This is a genomic window from Paenibacillus sp. LC231 (assembly GCF_001860525.1).
Classification (GTDB): Bacteria; Bacillota; Bacilli; order Paenibacillales; family Paenibacillaceae; genus Paenibacillus_AQ.
This window is the reverse complement of the sequence record NZ_JFOM01000005.1, coordinates 256494-280843: the sequence shown is the minus strand read 5'-3', so window position 1 is coordinate 280843 and position 24350 is coordinate 256494. Positions and strand designations below refer to the sequence as shown.

27 protein-coding genes are annotated in these 24350 nt (G+C 49.8%); 25 read left to right on the top strand and 2 right to left on the bottom strand.

Going from position 1 to position 24350, the window contains the following annotated elements:
- The first annotated feature begins 36 nt into the window (after positions 1-36).
- From AK95_RS02885 to AK95_RS02870, 4 genes are all read left to right on the top strand, one after another.
- The gene (locus AK95_RS02885) at positions 37-1125 is read left to right on the top strand and encodes a prephenate dehydrogenase (RefSeq protein WP_201259343.1); all 1089 of its coding nucleotides are present in this window, start codon (positions 37-39) and stop codon (positions 1123-1125) included.
- A gap of 412 nt (positions 1126-1537) precedes the next feature.
- On the top strand, positions 1538-2131 hold the full coding sequence (locus tag AK95_RS02880) for an RNA polymerase sigma factor (protein ID WP_071218427.1): 594 nt from the start codon (positions 1538-1540) through the stop codon (positions 2129-2131).
- Positions 2128-2730, top strand: coding sequence for an anti-sigma factor family protein (locus AK95_RS02875; protein WP_071218396.1), 603 nt, complete (start codon positions 2128-2130; stop codon positions 2728-2730). The genes AK95_RS02880 and AK95_RS02875 overlap by 4 nt, the downstream gene beginning before the upstream one ends.
- 29 nt (positions 2731-2759) lie before the next feature.
- Entirely contained in the window at positions 2760-3347 is a 588-nt protein-coding gene (locus tag AK95_RS02870) for a histidine phosphatase family protein (RefSeq protein ID WP_071218395.1), read from the top strand.
- Positions 3348-3417: 70 nt separating this feature from the next.
- Here the strand turns inward: AK95_RS02870 and AK95_RS02865 are convergent, their stop codons facing one another.
- Positions 3418-4176, bottom strand: a complete 759-nt coding sequence (locus AK95_RS02865; protein ID WP_071218394.1) for a class I SAM-dependent methyltransferase — start codon at positions 4174-4176, stop codon at positions 3418-3420.
- A 360-nt stretch (positions 4177-4536) separates the two neighbouring features.
- Here AK95_RS02865 and AK95_RS02860 point away from each other — a divergent pair, with 360 nt between their 5' ends.
- From AK95_RS02860 to AK95_RS02825, 8 genes are all read left to right on the top strand, one after another.
- Positions 4537-5688 (top strand): hypothetical protein, encoded by a 1152-nt coding sequence (locus tag AK95_RS02860; RefSeq protein ID WP_071218393.1) that lies wholly within the window; start codon positions 4537-4539, stop codon positions 5686-5688.
- A gap of 104 nt (positions 5689-5792) precedes the next feature.
- Positions 5793-5972 (top strand): IDEAL domain-containing protein, encoded by a 180-nt coding sequence (locus AK95_RS02855; RefSeq protein ID WP_006209497.1) that lies wholly within the window; start codon positions 5793-5795, stop codon positions 5970-5972.
- A gap of 103 nt (positions 5973-6075) precedes the next feature.
- Positions 6076-6501, top strand: coding sequence for a DUF2487 family protein (locus AK95_RS02850; RefSeq protein ID WP_071218392.1), 426 nt, complete (start codon positions 6076-6078; stop codon positions 6499-6501).
- Positions 6502-6682: 181 nt separating this feature from the next.
- Positions 6683-7228, top strand: a complete 546-nt coding sequence (locus AK95_RS02845; protein WP_015734548.1) for a Rieske (2Fe-2S) protein — start codon at positions 6683-6685, stop codon at positions 7226-7228.
- Between the two features lie 15 nt (positions 7229-7243).
- A complete protein-coding gene (qcrB, locus tag AK95_RS02840; RefSeq protein ID WP_006209500.1) occupies positions 7244-7915 on the top strand; it encodes a menaquinol-cytochrome c reductase cytochrome b subunit in 672 nt (223 codons plus the stop codon).
- Positions 7916-7936: 21 nt separating this feature from the next.
- Positions 7937-8824 (top strand): menaquinol-cytochrome c reductase cytochrome b/c subunit, encoded by an 888-nt coding sequence (locus AK95_RS02835; RefSeq protein ID WP_071218391.1) that lies wholly within the window; start codon positions 7937-7939, stop codon positions 8822-8824.
- Positions 8825-8962: 138 nt separating this feature from the next.
- On the top strand, positions 8963-9595 hold the full coding sequence (locus AK95_RS02830) for a DUF1405 domain-containing protein (protein WP_071218390.1): 633 nt from the start codon (positions 8963-8965) through the stop codon (positions 9593-9595).
- 66 nt (positions 9596-9661) lie between these two features.
- Positions 9662-10519: a sporulation protein YpjB gene (locus tag AK95_RS02825; RefSeq protein WP_071218389.1), complete on the top strand. Its 858-nt coding sequence runs from the start codon at positions 9662-9664 to the stop codon at positions 10517-10519.
- 45 nt (positions 10520-10564) lie between these two features.
- Here the strand turns inward: AK95_RS02825 and AK95_RS02820 are convergent, their stop codons facing one another.
- Positions 10565-11434: a YitT family protein gene (locus tag AK95_RS02820; RefSeq protein ID WP_071218388.1), complete on the bottom strand. Its 870-nt coding sequence runs from the start codon at positions 11432-11434 to the stop codon at positions 10565-10567.
- A 227-nt stretch (positions 11435-11661) separates the two neighbouring features.
- On the opposite strand from AK95_RS02820, the gene AK95_RS02815 reads away from it, so the two are divergent.
- The 13 genes from AK95_RS02815 (at position 11662) to dinG (ending at position 24291) form a co-directional block, all read left to right on the top strand.
- Positions 11662-11991 carry a nucleotide pyrophosphohydrolase gene (locus tag AK95_RS02815; RefSeq protein ID WP_071218387.1) on the top strand — a complete coding sequence of 110 codons (330 nt, stop codon included), beginning with the start codon at positions 11662-11664 and terminating at the stop codon, positions 11989-11991.
- Between the two features lie 49 nt (positions 11992-12040).
- Positions 12041-12580: a tetratricopeptide repeat protein gene (locus AK95_RS02810; RefSeq protein ID WP_071218386.1), complete on the top strand. Its 540-nt coding sequence runs from the start codon at positions 12041-12043 to the stop codon at positions 12578-12580.
- A gap of 17 nt (positions 12581-12597) precedes the next feature.
- Positions 12598-13401, top strand: a complete 804-nt coding sequence (gene dapB, locus AK95_RS02805; RefSeq protein WP_071218385.1) for a 4-hydroxy-tetrahydrodipicolinate reductase — start codon at positions 12598-12600, stop codon at positions 13399-13401.
- Between the two features lie 18 nt (positions 13402-13419).
- Positions 13420-13839 carry a methylglyoxal synthase gene (gene mgsA, locus AK95_RS02800; RefSeq protein ID WP_071218384.1) on the top strand — a complete coding sequence of 140 codons (420 nt, stop codon included), beginning with the start codon at positions 13420-13422 and terminating at the stop codon, positions 13837-13839.
- On the top strand, positions 13839-14546 hold the full coding sequence (bshB1, locus tag AK95_RS02795) for a bacillithiol biosynthesis deacetylase BshB1 (protein ID WP_071218383.1): 708 nt from the start codon (positions 13839-13841) through the stop codon (positions 14544-14546). Before mgsA ends, bshB1 begins: the two co-directional genes overlap by 1 nt.
- Positions 14547-14577: 31 nt before the next feature.
- Entirely contained in the window at positions 14578-15741 is a 1164-nt protein-coding gene (bshA, locus tag AK95_RS02790; RefSeq protein WP_071218382.1) for an N-acetyl-alpha-D-glucosaminyl L-malate synthase BshA, read from the top strand.
- A 43-nt stretch (positions 15742-15784) separates the two neighbouring features.
- Complete coding sequence (locus AK95_RS02785) at positions 15785-17083, top strand: CCA tRNA nucleotidyltransferase (RefSeq protein WP_071218381.1); 1299 nt, start codon at positions 15785-15787, stop codon at positions 17081-17083.
- Positions 17070-18059 carry a biotin--[acetyl-CoA-carboxylase] ligase gene (locus AK95_RS02780; protein WP_071218380.1) on the top strand — a complete coding sequence of 330 codons (990 nt, stop codon included), beginning with the start codon at positions 17070-17072 and terminating at the stop codon, positions 18057-18059. Before AK95_RS02785 ends, AK95_RS02780 begins: the two co-directional genes overlap by 14 nt.
- Before the next feature lie 283 nt (positions 18060-18342).
- Positions 18343-19230: a 3-methyl-2-oxobutanoate hydroxymethyltransferase gene (panB, locus tag AK95_RS02775; protein WP_071218379.1), complete on the top strand. Its 888-nt coding sequence runs from the start codon at positions 18343-18345 to the stop codon at positions 19228-19230.
- Positions 19227-20117 carry a pantoate--beta-alanine ligase gene (gene panC / locus AK95_RS02770; protein ID WP_071218378.1) on the top strand — a complete coding sequence of 297 codons (891 nt, stop codon included), beginning with the start codon at positions 19227-19229 and terminating at the stop codon, positions 20115-20117. Before panB ends, panC begins: the two co-directional genes overlap by 4 nt.
- On the top strand, positions 20110-20493 hold the full coding sequence (gene panD / locus AK95_RS02765; RefSeq protein ID WP_071218377.1) for an aspartate 1-decarboxylase: 384 nt from the start codon (positions 20110-20112) through the stop codon (positions 20491-20493). The genes panC and panD overlap by 8 nt, the downstream gene beginning before the upstream one ends.
- Before the next feature lie 120 nt (positions 20494-20613).
- Positions 20614-21243, top strand: coding sequence for a hypothetical protein (locus AK95_RS02760; RefSeq protein ID WP_071218376.1), 630 nt, complete (start codon positions 20614-20616; stop codon positions 21241-21243).
- A gap of 171 nt (positions 21244-21414) precedes the next feature.
- Entirely contained in the window at positions 21415-24291 is a 2877-nt protein-coding gene (gene dinG / locus AK95_RS02755) for an ATP-dependent DNA helicase DinG (RefSeq protein WP_071218375.1), read from the top strand.
- Positions 24292-24350: the final 59 nt, after the last annotated feature.

Genomic DNA, 24350 nt, shown 5'->3' with positions numbered 1-24350 from the left:
AATCGCAGCTTGAAACGAGTGAGAGAGAATATGACCATGCAAATTTCTATTTTCGGCGTCGGCTTGATCGGCGGTTCGTTAGCATTAAACTTCAAAGGAAAACCAGGCATAACCGTTACCGGTTATGCCCACACGCAGGAATATGCTGACCAGGTAATCGCCAAGGGCGTTGTCGATAAGGTTACGCTTTCGGTGGAAGAAGCTGCCCAGGACGCGGACGTCATATTTTTGTGCGTTCCGGTAGGAAGTCTCGAGATGTACATAAAACGTCTGAGTGAATTGCGGCTTAAACCCGGATGCATTATTACGGATGTAGGCAGTACCAAAGCGAGTATTGCCGAATGCGCATCCCAACTTGCGCTTAAGGATGCCTATTTTATCGGTGGACATCCGATGGCCGGCTCGGAAAGATCCGGTGTCGGCGCTGCATCCACCGTTTTATTCGAGAATGCATATTATGTGCTTACTCCGCCGGATGATGTCCCTCAGGAGAAGCTGGACGTCCTTGTGGAGCTTCTGTCGTATACGCGTGCTCACATTGTAAAGGTGGAGCCTAGGCTGCACGATGAGATTGTTGGAGCTATCAGTCATCTGCCTCATGTGATCGCAGTAGCCTTGGTGAACCAGATCAGCTCCTACAATGACGATAATCCGTTGTACCGTACGCTGGCTGCAGGGGGCTTCCGGGATATTACCCGTATCGCGTCCAGCGACCCGGTCGTTTGGCGGGACATTCTATTAAATAATCGCAATGTCATGCTGCCGCTGTTACGAGACTGGAACGAAGGTATCCAGAGATTTATGGACATGCTGGAGTCGAAGGACGGGGCTGCTATTGAAGCGGCTTTCCGCAGAGCGGGGGAATTCCGCAGTGTGCTGCCGGAGCGAAGGAAGGGAATGATCGTTCCCCAATATGATTTGTATCTGGACGTGCCTGACCATCCGGGTATCATTGGCCGCATAGCGACGGATTTGGGGACGAACAGCATCAACCTCAGCAACATGCAGATTATCGAGAGTCGGGAAGATGTGCCTGGTGTGATGAGGCTTTCCTTCCGCAATGAAATCGAACAGGAGCGGGCCAAAGAGCTTCTGCTGTCGCAAGGACACTCGGTGTACCAGTAATTTTCCGGTTGTTTTTAAACAACCGGAAATAAATGCGTTTTCAGTGTTGACAAAATGAAAACGTATACATATAATAAAAGTACAGTATGGTTTCTCTCCACTCCTATCCAAAATATTGCACTGTGTGCAACCGCCTTCAATGTTGAAGGCGGATTTTTTTTGTCTTTATTCCTATCCGTGGTAAAGCTACTGCCACAAACCTGAACTTTTCTCCAATATGTGCTATAATGCTAGAGTGCTAGTGTAGAAGATTTGGGGAAATTGCCAAATACATAGAATAGTCAGACATCTTGTGGCGTAACTATATATGGTTTGACGGTACTTTTGCACAAATCCTTGATCATTGCATCCGGAGGGAGATGTAATGGACAGGGAAGAGGCACCGGATGGTGAAGGAGGAACGAAAAATCATATGACGGATTCCCAACTAATCCAAGAAATTAAGCAAGGCAATACCGAACTTTATTCCGAATTAATGCGGCGTTATCAGAGAAAAATATTAGCATTTGTCTATCATATGTTAAAAAGTTCGCACATGGAGCTTATGGCTGAAGATTTATGTTCGGAAACATTTTATAAGGCATTCCGGAGTTTGCACTCATTCCGGGAAGTGGATGCATCCTTCTCGACCTGGCTCTATACCATAGCCCGTAACACCGTTCTCAGCGAACTACGCAAGCATCGGAGCGGCACATTGCCGCTGGAGGAGAGCGGGGTCGTGCCTGTGGCTCCGCTGGAGGTTGCTCCGGAGCAGGCAATCCTACGCAGTGAACGAGTACATATGGTAAGGGAAGCGATTAATAATTTGCCGGAGAAACAGAGATCGGCGCTGATTCTTCGGGAATATGATCAACTGGATTATCAGGAAATCGCAGATATTTTAGGTCAAAGCGTCAGTTCGGTTAAGTCATTGTTATTCAGAGCTCGCGGCAGTGTCAAAATTCAGCTCGAACCCTATTTTTATGAGTCGGTTATTGAGGATCTGAGAGGGATGAAGAACAGATGACTTGCGATGAAGCCCAAGAGCTGATGGAAACTGTCTGGGATTTGCCGGACAATGATCTGCGGCGACAACGGCTGATAGCACATGTTCAAACCTGCAGCTCGTGTGCAGCGGAGTACGAAATGTGGGTGGAAAGCCAGAACATGGTTCATGTTCTGGAACATGAGATCCCCGACATGGACGCTGAACAGATCAACCGCAACGTGATGGACCGCATCTATCGTGATTTCCCATGGCTGGTGGAGGAAACGTCTAAGAGTCGGGCGGTAAGCCGAGTGTTCCGCAAGCGGCTGACACTCATGATTGCCGGTTTTTTGGCTCTGTTTGTATGCAGCTTCGTTTATTTTGCAGCAACCGGCAATCAGCCGGAGCCAGTTCCGGAAGCGGTAACGACAGGGATCATCCCAACGGGGGTGGCTGACACAGCCCAAACCCTGAACTCTCAGGACGAATACAAGATTCCGAAAACCAACAGCGGCATTATTGATCCTTTTGTGGTTGATATGAGCCCGACCCAGCCAGAATATTGGATGATACTATCCCTATTGGGCATTGGATTCGCCATGTTTTTCCTGAAAAAATTAAATCGAGTCAGAAGATAAAAAAGAGGTTAGGATGGAGGAGATGCGGCATGCAAATCGGCTTGGTTCGTCATGGTTTAACGGATTGGAATGCGTTAGGCAAAATCCAAGGTCAAACGGACATTCCACTGAATGAGGAAGGTCGTCGTCAAGCCCGTTTGCTTGGGGATCGACTACTGCAGGAGCCATATCGGTGGGACTTTGCCGTTAGCAGCGGACTTTCCCGTGCTGAAGAAACCGCTAAGATCATCTCGTCCATGTTGAACATTCCATTGATGCCGCCGGATGACCGTTTGCGCGAGCGCAAGTACGGTCAGGTGGAAGGTTTGACAGCGGAAGAACGTGAATCCCGATTCGGTGCCGATTGGCACCTGCTCGATTTGGGACAGGAGACGGATCTGGAGCTTCAATCCAGGGGGCTTGTCTTTTTGGATGATATGTGGCATAAACACCCAAACGCTAATATCCTGGTTGTCAGTCACGGTGGTTTTTTAGCGCAGCTCTACAAGCTGGTGTGCCGCGGCGTTCTAAGCGAGCGGATCGGCAATTTGTCGCTCACCGTCCTCGAGAGAAAAGATGATGACTGGTCGCCCCTGCTGTTTAACTGTACCAAGCATCTGTTGACAAAACAGTCGTAACATGGTGATTCATTAATGAAGTAAGAGCCTTCCCCGCGGGAAGGCTCTTTTTTGGTATTAGGATGAAGATCTACGCTTGCGCTATTAAAATAAACCGATGCTGCTGCACCTCGAAATAGCCTTTGGTCCGGATTTCCTGATGAATCCGATATAAAGGCTCAAGGTACCGTTCCACTGTGAAATCGGGAATCTGCCAGGGAATCGCTTGCAGGTAATAGACCAGTGCACCGATGTCATAAAACCGCTGCGGTGAAAAGGCTTCCCGGCTGAAGGTGACGTTGAAACGGTGATCCTGCAGTTCTTGGACAGCGGTTGCCAGATCCCAATGCGCGAACTCTTCATTTAACGGAACGCCAAACCATTCGTTGATTCCATAACAGTCGGTTCCCCCAGATTGCTGGGTTATGAACACGCCCTGCTCGTTAAGAATTCTTTTGATTTCCGCTGCGGAATAGGACTCGTGCTGATTGATGATCAGATCAAAAAAATGATCCTTCAAAGGCAGCGAGGAATCCTCTTCAAAATAGACGACCTTTACGCCAAGCGGCTCAAGTCTTTGTCTTGCAAACGGTACGTTTGGTTTATACCCTTCAGTGGCATAAACCGTTTTCGGCAGTGGATGAAGGGAGAATAGGAACTCTCCTCCGCCTGTTCCCATATCCAGCATCGTAGCGGCATCTCGCATGAACGGAATGACCATGCTGCCTAAAGACCAGGGGAGAGCATGGGACTGCATGCGGCCTGATGCTGTAATTCGCGAGAAGTCCCATCCTGAAAAATGTTGATCGATATCTTGAATAAAGGCCATAAACGCTGTTTCTTTTATCATTTCACATAACCTCCAAGCTTTTATTAAGAGTGTTGTTTCATTGTTGAAAAGCTCTTAATGGAGGTCCGCGGATTCGATTTGCACCTAGTTATATTTCATGTTCTGGGGTTCTCATGATCATGTCCTCCTGTAGTGATTCAATCATTTCCTTCATAAAGTGGTTTTTTCATTTTATTTAGATGTAATACATCATAAGCGAAATCTCAGCAGCAATCAGTAAGTATTCTATCATTTAATAAGAGAGCATAGTCATTTCTATATACAAAAAAAATAAAAAATATTTCGTTAAACCGAAGTGTATCAGGTATCAAATGTCCAAAACCTTCCCATAATGGTTGTAAAACGGCGAGGCGATGGAAGATGAATCTAGCGGATATGCTCACATATGCCGATATTGGACAGCTTAGCAATATAGCGAATCACTATGATTGTGACGCTAAGCGGAATTCAAAGCATGAACTGATCCAGAGTATTCTGTCCAAGCTCGGACGCAGAGAGTTTTTCGAGGAGCAGGTCAGCAGCTTGTCACCAAGCGATTTGCGGTTTCTGAACAACCTGGCATTTGATACTCGAACAGGCTATAGCCTGGAAGAATTGACGGCTGCGATCCGTCATGCGGCGGAATTGGAGGAGAAAGAGGATCAAGCTTCTTCAAACAAGAAAGCTGCCGCCGTCAAAACGGAAAGTCCGCGTGAGGCGGTCGCACGTTATCGCCGAAGCGGCTGGTTGTTTAACGGCTTCACCCATTCCACCAAGTATTTGTTTCAAGTGCCTTCGGATATGAAGGAGCGGTTTCGTGACGTGCTGCGTGAACGGCTTCATCAAAATCTGCAGCGATTAAGTGATGACCCGGAAGTGTACCGGGATGAGCAGGGACTCGCCGCAGAAGATCTCAAACTGATTCTTAAATATGTCGGCAGACATGATATCGAGTTGAATCAGGAAGGATTCATGTATAGGCGAAATCAGCAGCAGCTCATGAGTACACTGCATATTTCCGAGCCATTGATTACCAAGGGAGCATGGAGGTTCGGGTATGGCCGCTCCTGCATTGAATATCCGGATCGCTTTGCACTGCTGTACGATTATGCTTACGCTAAAAAATGGATCAGGGAAAACAACGCCCGGTTGATCCTGACTGAAAGCGGAACTGCGCTTATGGAAGAAGGAAATCAAGTTAGCGTGATACAGATATTCCGCTTTTGGTTAAGACTTTATAAAGGCGCAATTCCCAATATCAATTCTCTTGTATACTGGATCAGTCAATGCGCAAGAGATTGGGTCACCGCAGCCTCTCTTTACGAATCGCTGGGCTGGCTAATCCGTCCTTTCTATTATGACAGTCCACAAAATATTTTGGAGCAGCGGATTATCCGCATGCTGATGCATTTGGGGATGCTCAGAATAGGAGAGAGCCAGAGTATGGGAACAACGTACAAAATGACGGCGCTTGGCTTGAAGGCCGCGGAAGCAGGCTTACATATCAGCGATTCGAATGATTTGATTCTCTAGGTTGTTTGGTTACATTCGCAGCAGCCGCAAAAAGTTTTGGAAGTAAAGCATTTAAAGGGAAAGAATATAAGGTATACGCAAATTTAGTTTGGAGGTGCATCCTAATGGATAAGATGAAGGTTACTTACGAGGTTATGTTAGGTCTGGCGGCCGAAATGGTGTGGGACGAAGCATTGCGCAAGCATCGGAGTGAAGAGCTGTATAAAGAAATTGACGAAGCGCTGGCTTCCGGCGACGAAGTGGCTTTCCGAAACCTGACGGATGAACTGAGGACTTTGAATTGAAGAAATGCTTTATCGCATTTCTTCTTTTTTTTGCTTTACCCGCCCTTGCACTCGTATAATGATAACAAAATGATGATGAGTGAGCAGAAAGGATGTACCTTGCATGAAATTTAGTGAAGTGGACGAGCAGACTTGGCCGGAACTTACACCTTTTTTTGATACCTGCCTGATTCCGTTTACCGGATTATCGGGTATGGAAACGCCGTGGGAGGCGACAGCTGCGCTTGAACGGCTGCGGGATTTTATGGATTTGGCTGAAATTCCGTTTAAGGGAAGATTGGTTACATATCCTGCTGTGCAATATGGAAATACTGAAGATATAAAGCTTCTAAATGAAGTTTGTCACAATGTCAAATCCAGCGGGTTTAAATTTGTTGTTATCATGACAGCGGATGTTGAGCTCTCTATAGAGGACGTGCCTGAAAGCACGCTGGTCCTGTCCCGGCGCAGGTTGGAAGCTAGCGAAGGCATCCCCTTGTCAGCCATCGTTACCGGGCAAATCAGTGAAATGTGGCAGCAGGAAAGCTGAGTCTAAATGTGACGAAAAACCAACAATTTATGAAAGGGCTATTGGAAGCGAACCCAAATTTGGGGTTCAAATTCTTGACGGTCTTGGGAGCCTAAGATATTATTAGTATGTCCTAGTAAGTCGTGTGATTTTAATCATTGATGACACTTAAGAACGGTTGACAAAGGGGGTTGAACACAGAATGAGCAGCAACCACAATGACGAGCATGAAGAATCGCACAATCCACCCCGACAGAAAGAGATGTCCCGCAGACAATTTCTTACATACACGTTGGGCGGTGCCACAGCTTATATGGCTGCTGGAGTAGTTTTGCCAATGCTTCGCTTTGCCGTTGATCCGATTCTTCAAAATAAAGAAGAAGGGTCTTTTGTAAAGGTCGCGGAAGAGAGCAAAATTACCAACGATCCACAGGAATTCCATTTCGAGCTCAAACAGCAGGACGGCTGGTACAACAGTACAGCTACTTTGACGGCGTGGATTCGTAAGAACGATCAGGGTGAAATTGTAGCGCTTTCACCGATCTGTAAGCATTTGGGATGCCTTGTTGGATGGAATAACAACAAAAATTTCCCTGATGAATACCATTGCCCTTGCCACGGTGCGCGTTATACACCGGACGGTAAGAACCTGGCAGTAGCGCCGAAGCCGCTTGACCAGTACGAGACGAAAATCGAGAACGGCTGGATTTACCTCGGCGCCATCGTGCCAAATACCGTAGTTAAATAGGAGGCGTAGATTCAGATGTTGAAGAATGTCTACAACTGGATTGATGAACGTCTCGATATCACGCCGATTTGGAGAGACGTTGCAGACCACGAGGTACCGGAACACGTAAACCCGGCGCATCATTTCTCCGCGTTTGTGTACTGTTTCGGCGGCTTGACGTTTTTTATCACAGTCATCCAGATTCTGTCGGGGATGTTCCTGACGATGTATTATGTACCGGATATCATAAACGCTTACAACAGTGTTGAGTACCTGCAAACGCAGGTTGCCTTCGGACAGATTGTCCGCGGTATGCACCACTGGGGCGCAAGCTTGGTAATCGTGATGATGTTCTTGCATACGATGCGCGTGTTCTTCACCGGCTCTTACAAAGCGCCGCGTGAAATGAACTGGGTTGTTGGTATGCTCATTTTCTTTGTTATGCTCGGTCTTGGTTTGACAGGTTACCTGCTGCCATGGGATAACAAAGCTTACTTCGCTACAAAAGTTACATTGGAGATTGCGAACTCCGTACCTTGGCTTGGACCTATCATTAAAGAATTGCTGCAAGGCGGTACGATCGTAGGCGCCGAAACGTTGACGCGTTTCTTCGCGATTCACGTATTCTTCCTTCCGGCTGTCCTTCTTGCTCTACTGGTAGGACACTTTATCATGATCCGCAGACAAGGTATTTCCGGTCCACTATAAGAAGAAGGGAGGCGCATATTTATGGCACATGGTCATAAATCTGATGAGAAAGTAGTTTATGTCGGCGATTCACGTGTGAAAAAAGGCAGCGGTTGGGTTACGCCGCCGGATTACACCGCTTATCCCGGCAAATCAGAAGCGTTCATTCCTAACTTCTTGTTGAAGGAATGGATGGTTGGTGTAGTTGTACTGGTCGGTTTCCTTGTGCTGACCATCTCGGAGCCGGCTCCGCTCGGTTATCCGGCGGATCCGGGAGCTTCAGTAATCCCGATGCCGGACTGGTACTTCCTGTTCCTGTATGAATACCTGAAGCTTCCATACGCTTCCGGTGATTATGTAGTACTGGGTACGATTGGTGTTTCGGGTGTTGCCTTCGGCGCATTGCTCCTTGTTCCTTTCCTTGATACGGGGAAAGAGCGGCGGTTCTACAAGCGGCCTATTACTTCGGCCCTTATGATTCTGTCGTTATTTGCAGTCATCTATCTGACGAACGCAGCCTGGACGCACTATGTGCATGAGCTGGAAGCTACCGGACAGAAGCCTGAGCATATTCAGCGTGAAGAAGAAGCTCACGAGAAACGTGCAGCCGGTCTTCCGACCTCAAATGCGAAGCAGCCAGAAGACAGCATTGTAGCGATCGTTGATAAGGATAATCCCGCGATGGAAACCTTTAAGACAGCTACCTGTATCTCTTGTCATGCCGCAGATTTGAAAGGGGCATCCGGTCCGTCGCTTCGCGGTGTCGGGGATACCCATACAAAAGAAGAGATCATGGCTATTATTGAAAATGGCCAAGGCGGCATGCCGGCTATGAAAGACACGGCGCTTGCAGCTGGAGTAACCGAAGAACAACTCGATCAGCTGGCTGATTGGCTTGCAAGCCAAAAGGCAGAAGCAGCTGCAGAGTAAGATGCATAGACGAACCTGACCGCATTGCGGTCAGGTTTTTTTAAATGTTAAATATAGATGAAATGTATGTGGGGATTAGGTATAATCGGCATTAGTCGTAAAATTCACAATACAAGGAACAGGACAGGAGGACAGAGTTTGTCGATTTCGTATTTTTGGAGCCGGGAATTTCTAAGCAAGCGATCGATTCTCTGGTTGCTGCTCATATGCAACATCCTTGGAACGATTTATGGATACATATGGTATGGGGGTCAAATGGTCGATACCGTGGATCATGGCTTGCTATGGCAGGTCATATTCGTACCGGACAGCCCGACGGCCAGTTTATTCTTCAGTTTAGCGCTTCTGCTGCTCCTTTACCCGCCTCGGGGGCTTGGGGGCTCCTTGTTTCAGCAATTCATTGAGGCGCTGGCGGTCGTTACTTCGGTAAAGTATGGAATATGGGCTGTTGCTATCATATTTGCCGGACAAGCCCAAGGGGATGTGCTGGCATGGCAGGATTGGATGCTCGTTGCTTCACATACGGCCATGGCGGTGGAAGCGTTATTGTTCGTACGATTGTTTCATTATCGCTGGACAGCGCTCACCGGGGCCATGGCATGGACACTGTTGAATGACACCGTAGATTATACGTACGGCGTATTTCCTTGGCTGCCGGGTCAACTATATGATGACCTTTCAGCGGTCGAGCTGTTCACCTATCTTTTGACTCTATTCAGCGGTTTTGCCGGCTGGATCTTCATGAAATACGGGAATTCCAAACACCGTTAGCCGTGTAGGCAACGCGGTTCTATGAGCAACCCTTCTGCCATACATATACGGTAGGAGGGATGTCCCATGTTTCGAACCTTTCCGAAGCTCCTGCTGTGCCTGTCTGCACTGCTTATGCTGGTTACCGTCAGCATGGGTGATTCTGTATGGGCTACCCCGGCAAATGAACAGTCGGAGACTTCGCCCGCCGCATCCATACAGGCCAAGGCGCTGAACAAGGAAGTAGAGCAGCTGTACCGTCATGTGGAGGAAGGCAATGTACAAGCCGTGCTGGAGGATATTCGCCGGGTATCCGGGTTGTTTGAGGCTTCGTCATTTCAGGGGTTGACCGGTGTAGAAGGTATTCATGTCTTGGCTGAGAGTATTTTGGAGATGAAAGAAGCCACGGCACGGGCTACGCAGGAGCCGCAGCACTGGATGGTGTCCGCAGGTAAACTCCGTATGGCAACCGATAGCCTGATCCATGTCAAAGATGCGTTATGGCTGCAATATTACAAGGTCATACGTGAAGACCTGAGGGTTATGGGGGAATATGCTGCTCAGCAGGATCAGGCTGGCATGAGACGAGCATATGCCAGCCTTAGTGAACATTATGAACTCATCCGTCCTTCCGTTGTCATACAGCGAAAGCCTGAGGATGTCAACATGATGGAGTCCTGGATATCCTATGCAGGGGGTCTAGTGTCATCGGGGGACACGGCACAGGTGCAAAAAGTGGTTTCGCAGGGAGAGGAAATGATCAACTCGTTGTTTGGCAAGAAAAAGGATGAACCTGCCCTAGCTCCGCTGGGAGAGGTCAAGGAGCCATGGACCTGGCAGCTGGTCATCGGTGCATTCATTTTGGCGGCATTAACGTTTGCGGGATACCGCAAATACCGTGGTCAGCAGTTTAGCTCAAAACCGATGTTCCCTCGCAAAATGTAGGCGGGAATCCATAGCAGTTCCAATTGTGGCCCGGTGCGAACCGGGCTATTCCTCTTTAAATCCTTCGCCATGCACATCATTGACATCATTAATGATAATAAATGCCCGAGGGTCCAACGATTTGGCGATTCCCGTTAAGCGGCGAATTTCCTGCCGGGATACGACGCAGTATACCATATGCTTGGCTTGCTTGGAGTAGGCACCGATGGCGGGGATTAGCGTAACCCCACGATCCATCTCGGTTGATATGCGATGGGCAAGTTCGGGTGCCTGATCGCTGATAATGGTGAAGGCTTTGGCGGCATAAGCGCCTTCCTGAATGAAATCGATGACCTTGGAAGCGATGAATACGGCGACGAGGGTATACAATATCCGTTCGAGCGGGATAAAGAATAGGGAAAGCCCGATGATCAAGATATCCAGGGATAGAATAATTTGGCCCATGCTGAAGCCGAATTTCCGGTTAATGATTCTGGCAATAATGTCTGAACCGCCCGTCGTACCGCCAAACCGGAACACAATGCCGAGCCCAGCCCCCAATGTGACACCTGCGTAGAGAGCAGCAAGAATATAATCCTGTTCGGTGTGAAACGGCACAACATAACCGCGGTCGATCAACGCTTCGAACAGCCACAAAAACAGGGTTAATGAGGCAATGCCGAGACCTGTGTAAACAGACTGGCGTTTGCCGAGAATTTTCATGCCGACCAAGAATAGCGGGATATTGAGCGCCATGGTTGAGATGGACGGCGATATGTTAAAGGCATAGTTAAGCAGTACGGTAATACCAGTGACGCCCCCCTCCATGAGCTCATTCGGAATGATGAAATACATAAGGCCGAATGCGTAAATGGCGGAGCCGGCGATGATCGGAATGATCGTTTGAAGTTGATGGAGCAATTTGGACGTTTTCATAAGACCCCTCGCATTCCCGATGGTGGATATTAAACCCGTATGTCTGGGTTGCTCGTACACCTACCTAGTATGTGCCGATCATGTCCCAGCCATAAAAAATTATTTGTTTTCAAATCCGCTTTACGATAACATAGGTTTAAAACCAATCGCTCGTCATGAGAGAATGCTGCTTGCAGCTTGGATTTACAAGTTGAGGCAGACTGTGCAGTGAAGGGAGTTATAGAGTCTTGGGAAAATCAATGGCTGAAATGCAGCAGGAAGTCGATCAATACATATCACAATTCAAGGAAGGTTATTTCAGTCCTTTATCCATGATGGCCCGGATGTCGGAAGAGGTAGGCGAGCTCGCCAGAGAGGTTAATCATCAGTTCGGAGAAAAACCGAAGAAAGCGGATGAAGCAGACAATTCCATCGAAATGGAGCTTGGAGATATATTGTTTATTACGATTTGTTTTGCCAATTCCCTAGGCATTGATCTCGCGGAAGCGCACGCTAAAGTCATGCATAAATTTGCGACGCGTGATGCCGATCGTTGGACGAAAATAAACACCGATTAGGCTGTTGCTACATATGCTGTACCAAACCCGCTGTGGGGAGGGACAGCCCGTGAAACCTGAAAGTTATATACAAAAAGCATATCGTTGCATACTTCAGAATGATTTCGAAGAGGCGTTACGTTGGTTTGAGCAAGCGATCATTGCGAATCCGGGAGATGCGGAAGTGCATTACCGATGCTCCATTACCTACGGCAGAAGCAACAAACTGGAGATGGCAATTACTCACGCGGAAGAAGCCGTCAGGCTGCAGCCGGACAAACCGGAATATGCGCTTCACTTACAGCATATCAAGGCGGCGGAGCTGGTGCAGCGTGCCAGAAAAATGGTCGAGAATCGCAAGGATGTAACCAAGTCTGAGCTCTATCAGGCCGTGTCTCATCTGAAATCAGCCGTAGCGATGGACCCTTTATACGCCCAGGCCTACGTATGGCTTGCTCTGGTCTACAGCGAACTTGATGAGCATGCGCGCGCCATTTCCACGCTAAAAGAGGTCATTTCATTGTACCCGCAGGAGAGTGGGCTTCAGCATATTATGGAGGAACTCAAACAGCGCTTGAAATCATATATGCAGGATACAGCATCGGATTGAAAGTGAGGACATGTAGAATGACAAACAAATGGACAGTTGCGGTCGTCGGTGCCGGCGGCCGTATGGGTAAAGAAGTAGTGAAACTTGTTTTGGGCGATGATGAACTGGAACTGGTTGCCGCAGTAGGCCGATCGGATGCGGGTGCTGATGCAGGGACGCTTGTGGGTCTTCCTGCTTGCGGCATTACGGTGACCTCCGATCTGGAGATGGCGCTGGTTGAATCGAAACCGGATGTCATGGTTGATTTTACAGCACCGCAGTTTGCCTATATCAACACGGCTCTGGCCATTAAGCACGGCGTGCGTCCGATCATGGGCACAACCGGCTTCACGCCAGAGCAAATCGAAGAGTTGGACAAGCAGTGTGTGGAGCAGAATATCGGCGGTTTGATCGCTCCGAACTTCTCCATCGGAGCAATCCTGATGATGAAGTTTGCCGCTGCGGCTGCCAAATATTTGCCTCATGTTGAAATCATTGAAACTCATGGCGACCAGAAGCTTGATGCGCCTTCCGGAACATCGATCAAAACAGCGGAAATGATTGCCGCAAACCGCGAGGAGATCCGGCAGGGCAATCCGAAGGAAGAAGAGGTCATCGAGGGCGCCAGAGGCGGGTATTATAACGGCTTCCGTATTCACAGCGTTCGTCTGCCGGGTGTATTTGCCCAGCAGGAAGTTATATTTGGCGGTTACGGGCAGAGCTTGAAGATTCGACATGATTCCTATGAGCGTGCAGCTTACATGCCGGGTGTGAAGATGGCTATAGAGAAGGTAATGGGGTACACCGGCTTGGTCTATGGATTTGATCATTTTATCGACTAACATAGGGGAGAAATTACTATGAATATTGCATTTATCGCTCATGACCGTAAAAAAGAGGAAATGGTCAATTTCGTTATCGCGTATGAAAATGTATTCGAAGATCATAATCTTTACTCAACGGGAACGACGGGAACCCGTATTATGGAGCAAACCAAGCTTAGCATTCACCGTTTTGCTTCAGGACCGCTTGGCGGCGACCAGCAGATTGGCGCACTCGTTGCGGACAATGAGATGGATCTGATCATTTTTTTGCGGGATCCTTTGATGGCACAGCCTCATGAACCGGACATTAACGCACTGCTTCGCTTGTGCGACGTGCAGGGAATTCCGCTTGCTACCAATGTGGCAACGGCCGAGATTCTTGTTAAAGCGCTGGACCGTGGCGATTTTGCATGGCGGGAACTCGTTCATAAATACAAACCGGGTGTGGATAGCTAATGAACAGCCAACTGGATGTTTTAATCTTCGGAGCACACGCAGACGATGCCGAGATCGGGATGGCAGGAACGATTGCGAAGCATACGGCAGCGGGACTGTCGGTCGGGATCTGTGACCTAACGCGGGCCGAGATGTCGTCCAACGGTACGGTCGACCTTCGCAAGGAGGAGGCAGACCAGGCTGCCCGGATTCTGGATCTCAAGGTCCGTACGAATCTGGGACTGCCGGACCGCGGCTTATTTGTGACGCCGGAGAACATTGAAGTGGTCACAGCCGAGATTCGCAAGTTTGCTCCCTCGATTGTGTTTGCTCCTTATTGGGAGGATCGCCATCCGGACCATGTGGCTTGCAGCCGATTGGTTGAGGAAGCGGTATTTAATGCCAAGCTTCGTCGTTACATGCCCGAGCAGCCGCCGGTTAAGGTGGACGAGCTTTATTTTTATTTCATTAATGATATCGGAAGAACGGACCTGGTCGTTGACGTTACGGATCATTACGCCGTTAAGGAGCAGGCCCTGTCTTGTTACCGTTCCCAGTTCCAAAAGGCTGAAGAAGATGCAGTCTCTACTCCGCTGACCGAGGGGTACATAGAGCGTGTGCGGGCCAGGGATTCACTGCTTGGAGCGCGCAGGCTTATTCCTTATGCAGAAGGTTTCGCTTGTAAAAGTCCGTATGTTGTTCATCTATTCGGCTCCAAGCAGGCATAATATATAGAGGCGTACGTAAAGGAGGCCTGACATGAATCAACAACCATTAAAAATCGGCATTACCTGTTACCCTTCATTGGGCGGGTCGGGCGTGGTGGCGACAGAGCTGGGGAAACTCCTGGCCGAGCAAGGCCACCAGGTTCATTTTATTGCTCACAGCATTCCGTTCCGGTTAGGAACTTTCCATAAAAATATTTTTTATCATGAAGTTGAAGTAAACGACTACTATGTGTTCCGATACCCGCCATATGATTTGTCGCTAGCGACAAAGATGGCTCAGGTAGCCAAAATGCAGCAGCTTGATGTGCTTCATGTGCACTATGCGGTGCCGCATGCCGTGTGTGCCTTCTTGGCAAAGCAGATGGTCGGAGATCAACTGAAGGTCGTCACGACGCTGCATGGAACCGATATTACGGTTCTGGCGCAGGATGAATCGCTGAAGGACCTGATTCGGCTCGCCATTAACGAAAGTGATGCCGTTACGGCTGTCTCTCAGGATCTCATTCGAGAAACACGGGAGCTGCTGGATATAAGCCGGGATATTGACCTTACCTACAATTTTGTGGATCCCCGGGTGTATTATCCGCGGGATTCGAAATCGCTGCGTAAAGATTATGCAGATGAGAATGAAAAGATTTTGATGCATATTTCCAACTTCCGTCCGGTAAAACGGGTAGCGGACGTGCTGGAAATATTCGCCCAGGTCCAGGAACAGGTACCGGCGAAACTGCTGCTTGTTGGGGAAGGGCCGGAGCTTCCGAAAATCCAATGCCGGATCAATGAGCTGGGACTCGGCAGCAAGGTGCATTTTCTAGGCAAACAAGATGAAATTGCGCACGTGATATCGATGGCCGATGTGCTGCTGCTTCCTTCCGAGAAAGAAAGCTTTGGGTTGGTCGCTCTGGAAGCGATGGCCTGCGGAGTGCCTACCGTCGGCTCCACGGCAGGCGGGATTCCCGAGTTGATTACACATGGCGAAACCGGCTATTTGGCTCCAATCGGAGACACCTATTCAATGGCCCAGCATGTGCTTGAAATAGTAAAGGATGAAGCGCTTAGCGAGCGGCTTCGCAAGGCTTGTCTCCATCGTTCCAAGACGATGTTCTGCAATGAATTGATACGGGGCAAGTACGAAGAAATATATTACCGAGTATTGGGACGGGAGGTTAGCGAGCTGAAGCCGGTCTGCGGCTAAGCTCGACCCTCTCGTTGTTTTTCGGATAAAGGAACGGGAAACTATGGCAGATATGTTTAATTCAATACGATGGCGTAACGCGGATCCTGATATGGCTGAGCGGAGTGCGGACGTGGTCCGGACTCTGCTTCGGCATGGACATGAAGCGTATTGGGTGGGAGGCTGTGTCCGTGATGAATACATGGGACGCAGGGTCAGTGATATGGATATAACTACCTCCGCCTTGCCCGAGGTCACCTGTTCCATCTTTCCCAAGGTTATTCCTACAGGAATCAAGCATGGGACCGTGACGGTGCTGATGGAAGGCCAGTCTTTCGAAGTGACGACCTATCGCGTGGAGAGCGGTTATGAGGACCACCGTCATCCAACGGAGGTTGCTTTTGTCGAAGAAGTAACGGAGGATTTGCGACGACGTGATTTTACGATGAACGCAATGGCCCGAGGGATTGATGGCTCCTGGGTGGATCCGTTTGGCGGACGGGCGGATATTGACAGGCAGGTGATTCGCTGCGTGGGCGATGCACGCCTCCGTTTCCGCGAAGACGCCCTGCGCATGGTTCGCTGCATCCGTTTCGCTTCCGTATTCGGGTTCTCCATCGCTGTGCATACTTGGAGAGGGATTCTCTCGGAGAGAGACACCTTAAGCTGGATTGCGATGGAGCGCATTCGCAGTGAATTTGAAAAGATTCTAACAGGTCCTTCCCCCTTGCGCGGACTGGAGCTGTTTGTCCGCAGCGGCTTATACGCCCGAATGAAGGCGCCCTTTCCATATACCGGACATGACACGAAAGCGATAGAAGCCATGAATGGGATCGAGCCGGAGCACTCTACGAACCGCTGGGCGCTGCTGCTGCTTGCCTGCGGCATTTCAGCCCAGGAAGCAGAGGAGCTGTTACGATCGTGGACGTTCTCCAATAAGCAGCGGGAAGCCATCGTTAAGCTGTTAGCGCTTCATGAGTCCTATCGGCAAGAGCAGGAAGTGGAAGCTACCGAGAGCGCCAGGCACCGATGGATTAAGCTGATCCTCGTCCACGGAGCCGAGGCAGCCCAAGGCTGGTTGCAGCTGCAGAGGGCATTGAACCAAACGGGAGCGGCCTCAGCTTCATTAAGCGTAGTTGAACAGCTTGACGGTTGGCTCCGGGAACTCCGAATTCGGAGTTTGAAAGATTTGGCCATTACCGGAAACGAACTGCTTGAAACGCTGGACAAGCGTGGAGGCCCATGGCTAGGAGCACTTCTCGGGCAATTGCTGGAGAAAACGGCGGCAGGTTTAATTAACAACGATAAGGAATCGTTGATTGAAGAAGCAAAGCGGGTGGTAATTCATAATGAAGGATTATGATCAAGACAATACGCTTCTGAAAATGTTCCAGGAGCATTCCGGGCAATTTTTGTCCGGAGAAGAGATCAGTCGTAAATTGTCCATCAGCCGGACGGCCGTATGGAAGCAGATCAATAAGCTCCGTCAATGGGGATATGATTTTGAGGCCGTTCCGCGGCTTGGCTACCGCATGATCGATGAACCGGACAAACTGAGCGTGGAGCAACTGACAGCGGGGATGACCAGTCAAACCTTCGGTAAAACGCTGATGCTGCTTGACAAAACGTCATCTACTCAGGAAGATGCCCGGCAATTGGCGGAAGAAGGGGCAGCCGAAGGCACCCTTGTAATCTCGGAAGAGCAGACAGGCGGTCGAGGAAGAATGGGAAGGAAATTCCATTCCCCCAGAGGCAAAGGCATATGGATGAGCCTGGTGCTTAGACCGAAGCAGCCGCTGCATTTAACCCAGCAGCTGACCCTATTGACAGGCGTAGCGGTATGCCGTGCAATTGCGAAGTGCGCCGATGTGCAGACCGATATTAAATGGCCAAACGACATTCTGTTTCAAGGCAAAAAGGTTTGCGGCATTCTGCTGGAGTCTGCAACAGAAGACGAAAGGGTGCGCTACTGCATAGCCGGAATCGGAATCAGCGCCAATCTGAAGGAATCGGATTTTCCGGAGGAGCTGCGCGGCGTTGCGACTTCGATTCGCATGGCTGGCGGAGCAACCGTCAACCGGACAGGGCTGATTCAGTCCATTATGGCGGAGATGGAGGTTTTATATGAATTGTACAACGAGCAGGGCTTCGAGCCTATAGCCTCTCTCTGGGAAGCATTGTCCGGCACGGTGGGCAGGGAAGTTCAAGTGCAGACGGCCCGTGACCGTTTTAGCGGGATTGCCACAGGACTCAACCGAGACGGCGCGCTGTTGGTTCGCAATCATGATGACGAGCTAATCCCCGTATATTCCGGTGAAATTCTTTTTGATACCAGGTAAATGAAACATGGTGAAATCGTGGCTCGAATTTGTTATACTATGACCAAGAGGCGGTATCGTCATGAGCGAATTGCACTCTTCAGCAAGTAGAAATGAACATTTTTTAGAACACCTTCATAACTGTTATGCCGGTTACGTTGGATTCTGCTCTGAGCCGAAAGGACCGAGACAGAAGGGACGATCGCGAGTGACTCTTTTTTGCCTTTCGGACTTTTTAGCAAGTATGTGCTAAAAGGTTTTTTTATTGTGTCTAACTTATTTACACAAAGGAGGCTGTGTCACAATGGCAGGCAAACAACCACTGAACATTGTAAAGATGAAGAACATGAAGAAGAAGGGTGTACCGATCACCATGCTGACCGCGTATGATTATCCTTCCGCCAAGCTGGCGGAGGAAGCGGATATTGATATGATATTGGTAGGCGATTCCCTCGGTAATGTCGTGCTTGGCTATAACTCCACCATTCCGGTAACGCTTGACGACATGGTATACCATACCCGTGCAGTCGCTCGTGGAGCGGAAGAAACGTTCATCGTAGCGGATATGCCGTTTATGACCTACCACGGGGATATTGATGAAAGTCTCCGCGGGGTGCGGAGATTGATGCAGGAAGGCCATGCGCATGCCGTGAAAATGGAGGGCGGAGAAGAAATCGCCGGCACCGTGAAACGGATTGTACAGTCCGGCGTACCGGTGCTGGGCCATATCGGGCTGACGCCTCAGTCGGTGAATCAGATTGGCGGCTACCGCATACAGGGCAAGGATGCCCAAGACGCGCAGCGGCTCATGAATGATGCGAAGGCACTTGAAGCGGCAGGAGCATTTGCCATTGTATTGGAGCTGGTAACGGAAGAGGCAGCGGCGGAAATTTCCAAAGCGCTGAGCATACCGACGATTGGCATCGGAGCAGGCCGCTACTGTGACGGTCAGGTGCTGGTATTCCATGATATATTGAAGTACGCGTCCCCTTATCGGGACAAACGTTTTGTGAAAACCTACGCCGATGTCGGTTCCATCATCCGTGAAGGCATCACGCAGTACGTGAAGGAAGTGAAGGACCGCTCATTCCCGGCCGAGGAGCATGTCTTTAAGGCCGAGAATCATGCAGGTTCCGAAACGACAACCACATTATATGGGAGTCAAAAGGAGAAGGTGGGCACGACATCATGAAAGTGATTCGCACCATTGCGGAATTAAGATCAGAACTTAAGGACCGCCGAGAATCCGGCAGTGGTCCGGTAGGACTTGTGCCTACGATGGGTTATTTGCATGAAGGGCACGCCAGCCTGATGCGTAAGGCGCGGGAAATGGCAGGTACGGTGGTCGTCAGTATCTTTGTCAATCCGATTCAATTCGGACCGGGTGAGGATTATGAGACCTACCCTCGGGATGAGGGACGCGATCTGGCGTTGGCGGAATCCGAAGGGGTGAATGTGGTTTTTATTCCAACGGTTCAGGAAATGTATCCCCAGCCGACCAAAACGAAGATTGCCGTATCGGACATTACGTCATTGTTGTGCGGGGCCTCCCGTCCCGGGCATTTTGACGGTGTTACCACGGTTGTTAATAAATTGTTTAATATCGTAAAACCTGACTATGCTTTCTTCGGCATGAAGGATGCCCAGCAGGTGGCCGTGATTGAGCAAATGGTACAGGACCTGAACATGGACGTGACCATCGTGCCTTGTCCGATCATTCGCGAAGCTGACGGCCTTGCTCTAAGCTCGCGCAATGTGTATTTGAAGCCGGAAGAGCGGGAACAGGCACTTGTGCTGTCGGGCTCATTACGGACGGCTCAGGAGGCAATCCGGCAGGGACAAGCGACGACGGCAGGAGAGATCCGTGCGTTTCTTCGGGATTATATATCCCGGTCCCCGCTCGCAGACATTGATTATGCAGAATTGCTCACTTTCCCGGAACTTGTTCCTGTGGAAGATTCATATCGCATTGCGGATGAAGGCAGAACCGTCATTATGGCGCTGGCCGTACGATTTGGCCGTACCCGCCTCATTGACAATGCGTTACTTCAACCAAAAGTAGGGGGATCCCATGTTTAGAACAATGATGAAATCCAAAATCCACCGCGCGACGGTGACGGAAGCCAATCTGAACTATGTGGGCAGCATTACCATTGATGAGGATCTAATGGAGGCTGCAGATCTTCTGGAGAATGAAAAAGTTCAAATCGTGAACAATAACAATGGCGCCCGTTTGGAAACGTATGTGATCAAAGGCGAACGCGGCAGCGGCGTGATTTGCCTGAACGGGGCAGCTGCAAGGCTTGTACAGCCTGGCGACAACGTCATCATCATTTCTTACGCCATGATGTCCAAAGAGGAATACGACAATCACACCCCAACGGTCGTGATCGTTGACGAATTGAATAAGCCGGTAAACACGGAATACCGTGAGGTTCACGCCGCGGTTCTCTAAAGGTCTTCTAAGAACCAAAATGTGTCGGGACCTTAAAGGGATGAAAAGACCGTCTTCTACAGAAAATGAGTTCAGGTCGACGCACTGATCTCATTTTTCCGCTAAGGGTGGGATGCAGCTATGTTTCAACATGTATTCGCTGAAATGAACAACATGTTAGATGAAATTGTGAAGCATTACCCTTCTGCTCAAGGTCCCCAAAAACAGGCGCTGGTACAAAACTGGAACATGCTCAAAAGCATGAGCGAGGGCATTATCGAGGAATGGCTCCATTTTGAAGAGAAGATGGCCATCTTCCGCGAGAGTGCCGCCTCACCTCCGGTTTTTCCACCGACCGAAGCGCCTGAATTGCAGCTTGATGCATTTATTCGCGGTCAAGGTTATTACAAGTTGTTGATGTTCCAGCCGGCCATACAGCAGTTTGAGGCGGCCGCCACCGTATTTCCGGAAAGCCTTCTGATCAAGCTGTATATTGCGATGTCCCATCTTTATTTGGGGCAAACCATACCAGCATCCGATGTGTTGGTGTCCATCCTGCCCCTGGCAGACAACAAGAAGATGCGGGCGATGATATACAATGCGCTTGGATGCATCGAGGTGTTGAATGGACAGCAAGGGAAGGCCGAGGAGCATTTCGCACTGGCGATTCACAGCGACCCGACGCTTCCTGACCCCATTATCAATCTGGAGGTCTGCAAGCAGAATCGCGGTGAGCTCCAGTACGGCAGCCAATTGATCTCTTTGCTGTAAAAAATCAAGCTAAAACAAGAAGCGATGTCAGAGCTCATCCTTGAGACTTTGGTATCGCTTTTTGCCGTATGGAGCTTACGGAGGAGTGCGGGGATTTTTTACCCGGAATGTTCAAAACCCGCAACTTCTGGTATGCTGTTAATTAGTCTGGAGGAAAGGGATTTTATCGAAATGAAATTTGCCGTATTGGATTTTGAAACCACGGGCAACCAGTCAGCAGATGAGATCATTCAGGTTGGACTGGCCATCATCGAAGAGGATCGAAGCATCTCCCGCGTATACGGCACCTATGTCAATCCCGGGATTCCGATCCCTCCTTTTATTACCGGTTTGACCGGCATTTCCGACCGTGATGTAGCGGATGCTCCGTCATTGGAAGAAATGATGATGGAACTCGTGCCCATGCTCGACGATGTTGTATTGGTTGGGCATAATGTCGCTTTTGATTTTAACTTTTTGCAAAATGCACTCGATCGCTGCGGCTATTTACCGTTCAGCGGCCGAATTCTAGATACGATGCACTTCTTAAAAATATGTTTTCCCTCGCTGCCTTCTTATCAGCTTGGGATGGTGTCCTCTCATTTCGGCCTGGAGCATGACCGTCCGCATCAGGCGGACAGCGATGCACTTGCCACAGCCTATGCGCTGCTGAAATGCCTGGAGGAGATCGATGAGCTTCCACTGCTTACCGTGCAGCGGTTAAGCGACCTGTTTGCCGACGAGGACAGCGACTTGGCCTGGTTCTTTGACGGCATCCGTGCCGACAGGGAACTCCAGGCAGTACAAGCCGGAGACACCCATACGTACTATCGTCAATTCGCCCTGGCTGTTGACGATTGGAACGATATAACGCCTGCCAGGGATGAGACGGCGCCTAATCCCTTGGCTGATGTAAGCTTTGAGCAATACATGAATGATGTCCGTGAACGTCTAAAGGAAACGCTGCCTCATTACGAGAGCAGGGATGCCCAGGACATGATGTTCCAGGAAGTGATGCAGGCACTCGATAACAATAAACATCTATTGATCGAAGCCGGCACGGGAACAGGCAAATCCCTCGGGTATTTGCTGCCGTCGATTTATCAAAGCGTGAAGCAGGAACAGAAGGTTATGGTGAGCACGCATACGATCAACCTTCAAGAACAGCTGCGTGACCGGGATATTCCCCTGCTCACCCAGGTTGTTCCTTTTCCTTTTAAAGCGGCTATTTTCAAGGGAAGAGGCCATTATTTGTGTTTGAGAAAATTTGAACATAAAATAAATAGAAGAGATTTTCATACCCCGAAGGAAGATGTGATCACCGCGGCGCAGATGCTGGTCTGGCTGACCCAGACGGAGAACGGGGATGATGAGGAGCTGAACCTTGGCGGTCGCGGAGGGGATTTCTGGGAGACCATTTCCAGTGATTCGGATTCCTGCCTGGGCCGTGCCTGCCCATGGTTCCGCAAATGTTATTATCACAGGGCCAAACATGAAGCGGGCATCGCGGATGTTGTCATTACGAACCATTCGAAGCTGTTCACCGACGTGAAAGCGAATCACCAGCTGCTTCCTAGTTATGACCGTCTCGTCATCGATGAAGCGCATCATCTGGAGGACGTCGCCGGCAAGCACCTTGGCTTGCAGATGAAATATTTTTCGGTTGTCCACACGTTGACCCGTATGTACAAAGACAGCCGCAGCGGTCAGCTTCCGGCTCTTCGCCAGCTGCTGCAAGCGTCATCCCATGAGAAGGCTGCCGAGTGGTCTTCCGTCATCGACCGGATTTATCCGGATCTGATCACCGTCAAAGAGAATTGGGACCGGCTCAGCGATCAATTGTTCGGACTGCTTCCGGAGCGCGGAGACGCGACTCCGGGGGATGCCGGTCAATTCTCGCTTCGCTTATCGCCTCTGAAGAAGCCGAAGGATTGGAATTCGCTGGCCGAGCTGGAGCATCAAATTCATCTGACGCTGGGCGATGTCGTTCGCAAGGGTGATAAGCTGATTGCCGAAATGAAGGAAGATCTGGACGACTACAGCGCGGACAGTCTGTTAACAGACCTATCGGGTCTGTTTAAGGACCTGGCGGCACACCGCGAGGACCTGAGGACCTTCATGTCGCTGAACGATGAGGGTACGGTATACTGGATGGAGGCGAACGGCAACTTCCGCGGCAAATCGCTGCAGCTTTATGCGGTGCCCGTCGATGTCAGCACCCACTTAAAGGAATTGTTTTTTGACAAAAAACAAAGCGTGATCCTGACATCGGCGACCTTGTCGGTGGACAAATCGTTTCAGTTCATGATCGAGAATTTGGGTCTTCAGGAAGCGGCAGATAACGGCAACCTGAACACGGTCCTGCTGCCGTCCCCGTTTAATTACAGGGAGCAGGCTCTCCTTGTTGTGCCGCGCGATTTTCCGAGCGTGAAGGGCTCGGTCGGGGATGCACTCTTTGTGAATACACTTGTGCAATCATTGGCTGATACGGCCATCGCAACGCATGGTCGCATGCTTGTCCTGTTCACCTCGTACCGCATGCTGCGTCAGGTGCATGAGCCCTTGAAGGAGGCGCTGGGATCCAGCGATATTACGGTACTGGGACAAGGGATGGACGGAACCAGCCGTACCAAGTTAATCCGGAGATTCCAGGATAGCAGCGCTTCGGTTCTGCTGGGCACCAGCTCCTTCTGGGAAGGAGTAGATATACCCGGTGAGGCGCTCACCTGCCTCGCCATCGTACGGCTGCCGTTCCAACCGCCGAATCACCCTCTGGTCGAAGCCAAGAGCGAGCTTCTGCAGCAGCAGAAGAAGAACCCGTTTATGAAGCTTTCGGTTCCGCAAGCGGTCATTCGCTTCAAACAGGGATTTGGCCGACTGGTACGGACCGCGCAGGATAAGGGGATTGTCATCGTCTACGATACTCGGGTCATTGAATCCTATTACGGGAAGTATTTCTTATATTCCTTGCCTGGACCGAAGATGGAGCACATGCCGACAGAGGGGATCGTTCCCCGAATTTCGGAATGGCTGCAGGAAGAGGCAGGCATAGAGAACCAAGCTGAATAAAGTGAAACCATGAACGAGCACAAACAAATGTAGTTATTAACCTATTATTAGGGGGAGCA

Excerpts from the sequence above, each read along its gene's own strand:
- AK95_RS02885 (WP_201259343.1), top strand. The coding sequence starts at position 37 with ATGCAAATTTCTATTTTCGGCGTCGGCTTGATCGGCGGTTCGTTAGCA.
- AK95_RS02880 (WP_071218427.1), top strand. The coding sequence starts at position 1,538 with ATGACGGATTCCCAACTAATCCAAGAAATTAAGCAAGGCAATACCGAA.
- AK95_RS02875 (WP_071218396.1), top strand. The coding sequence starts at position 2,128 with ATGACTTGCGATGAAGCCCAAGAGCTGATGGAAACTGTCTGGGATTTG.
- AK95_RS02870 (WP_071218395.1), top strand. The coding sequence starts at position 2,760 with ATGCAAATCGGCTTGGTTCGTCATGGTTTAACGGATTGGAATGCGTTA.
- AK95_RS02865 (WP_071218394.1), bottom strand. The coding sequence starts at position 4,176 with ATGATAAAAGAAACAGCGTTTATGGCCTTTATTCAAGATATCGATCAA.
- AK95_RS02860 (WP_071218393.1), top strand. The coding sequence starts at position 4,537 with ATGAATCTAGCGGATATGCTCACATATGCCGATATTGGACAGCTTAGC.
- AK95_RS02855 (WP_006209497.1), top strand. The coding sequence starts at position 5,793 with ATGGATAAGATGAAGGTTACTTACGAGGTTATGTTAGGTCTGGCGGCC.
- AK95_RS02850 (WP_071218392.1), top strand. The coding sequence starts at position 6,076 with ATGAAATTTAGTGAAGTGGACGAGCAGACTTGGCCGGAACTTACACCT.
- AK95_RS02845 (WP_015734548.1), top strand. The coding sequence starts at position 6,683 with ATGAGCAGCAACCACAATGACGAGCATGAAGAATCGCACAATCCACCC.
- qcrB (WP_006209500.1), top strand. The coding sequence starts at position 7,244 with ATGTTGAAGAATGTCTACAACTGGATTGATGAACGTCTCGATATCACG.
- AK95_RS02835 (WP_071218391.1), top strand. The coding sequence starts at position 7,937 with ATGGCACATGGTCATAAATCTGATGAGAAAGTAGTTTATGTCGGCGAT.
- AK95_RS02825 (WP_071218389.1), top strand. The coding sequence starts at position 9,662 with ATGTTTCGAACCTTTCCGAAGCTCCTGCTGTGCCTGTCTGCACTGCTT.
- AK95_RS02820 (WP_071218388.1), bottom strand. The coding sequence starts at position 11,434 with ATGAAAACGTCCAAATTGCTCCATCAACTTCAAACGATCATTCCGATC.
- dapB (WP_071218385.1), top strand. The coding sequence starts at position 12,598 with ATGACAAACAAATGGACAGTTGCGGTCGTCGGTGCCGGCGGCCGTATG.
- mgsA (WP_071218384.1), top strand. The coding sequence starts at position 13,420 with ATGAATATTGCATTTATCGCTCATGACCGTAAAAAAGAGGAAATGGTC.
- bshB1 (WP_071218383.1), top strand. The coding sequence starts at position 13,839 with ATGAACAGCCAACTGGATGTTTTAATCTTCGGAGCACACGCAGACGAT.
- bshA (WP_071218382.1), top strand. The coding sequence starts at position 14,578 with ATGAATCAACAACCATTAAAAATCGGCATTACCTGTTACCCTTCATTG.
- AK95_RS02785 (WP_071218381.1), top strand. The coding sequence starts at position 15,785 with ATGGCAGATATGTTTAATTCAATACGATGGCGTAACGCGGATCCTGAT.
- AK95_RS02780 (WP_071218380.1), top strand. The coding sequence starts at position 17,070 with ATGAAGGATTATGATCAAGACAATACGCTTCTGAAAATGTTCCAGGAG.
- panB (WP_071218379.1), top strand. The coding sequence starts at position 18,343 with ATGGCAGGCAAACAACCACTGAACATTGTAAAGATGAAGAACATGAAG.
- panC (WP_071218378.1), top strand. The coding sequence starts at position 19,227 with ATGAAAGTGATTCGCACCATTGCGGAATTAAGATCAGAACTTAAGGAC.
- panD (WP_071218377.1), top strand. The coding sequence starts at position 20,110 with ATGTTTAGAACAATGATGAAATCCAAAATCCACCGCGCGACGGTGACG.
- AK95_RS02760 (WP_071218376.1), top strand. The coding sequence starts at position 20,614 with ATGTTTCAACATGTATTCGCTGAAATGAACAACATGTTAGATGAAATT.
- dinG (WP_071218375.1), top strand. The coding sequence starts at position 21,415 with ATGAAATTTGCCGTATTGGATTTTGAAACCACGGGCAACCAGTCAGCA.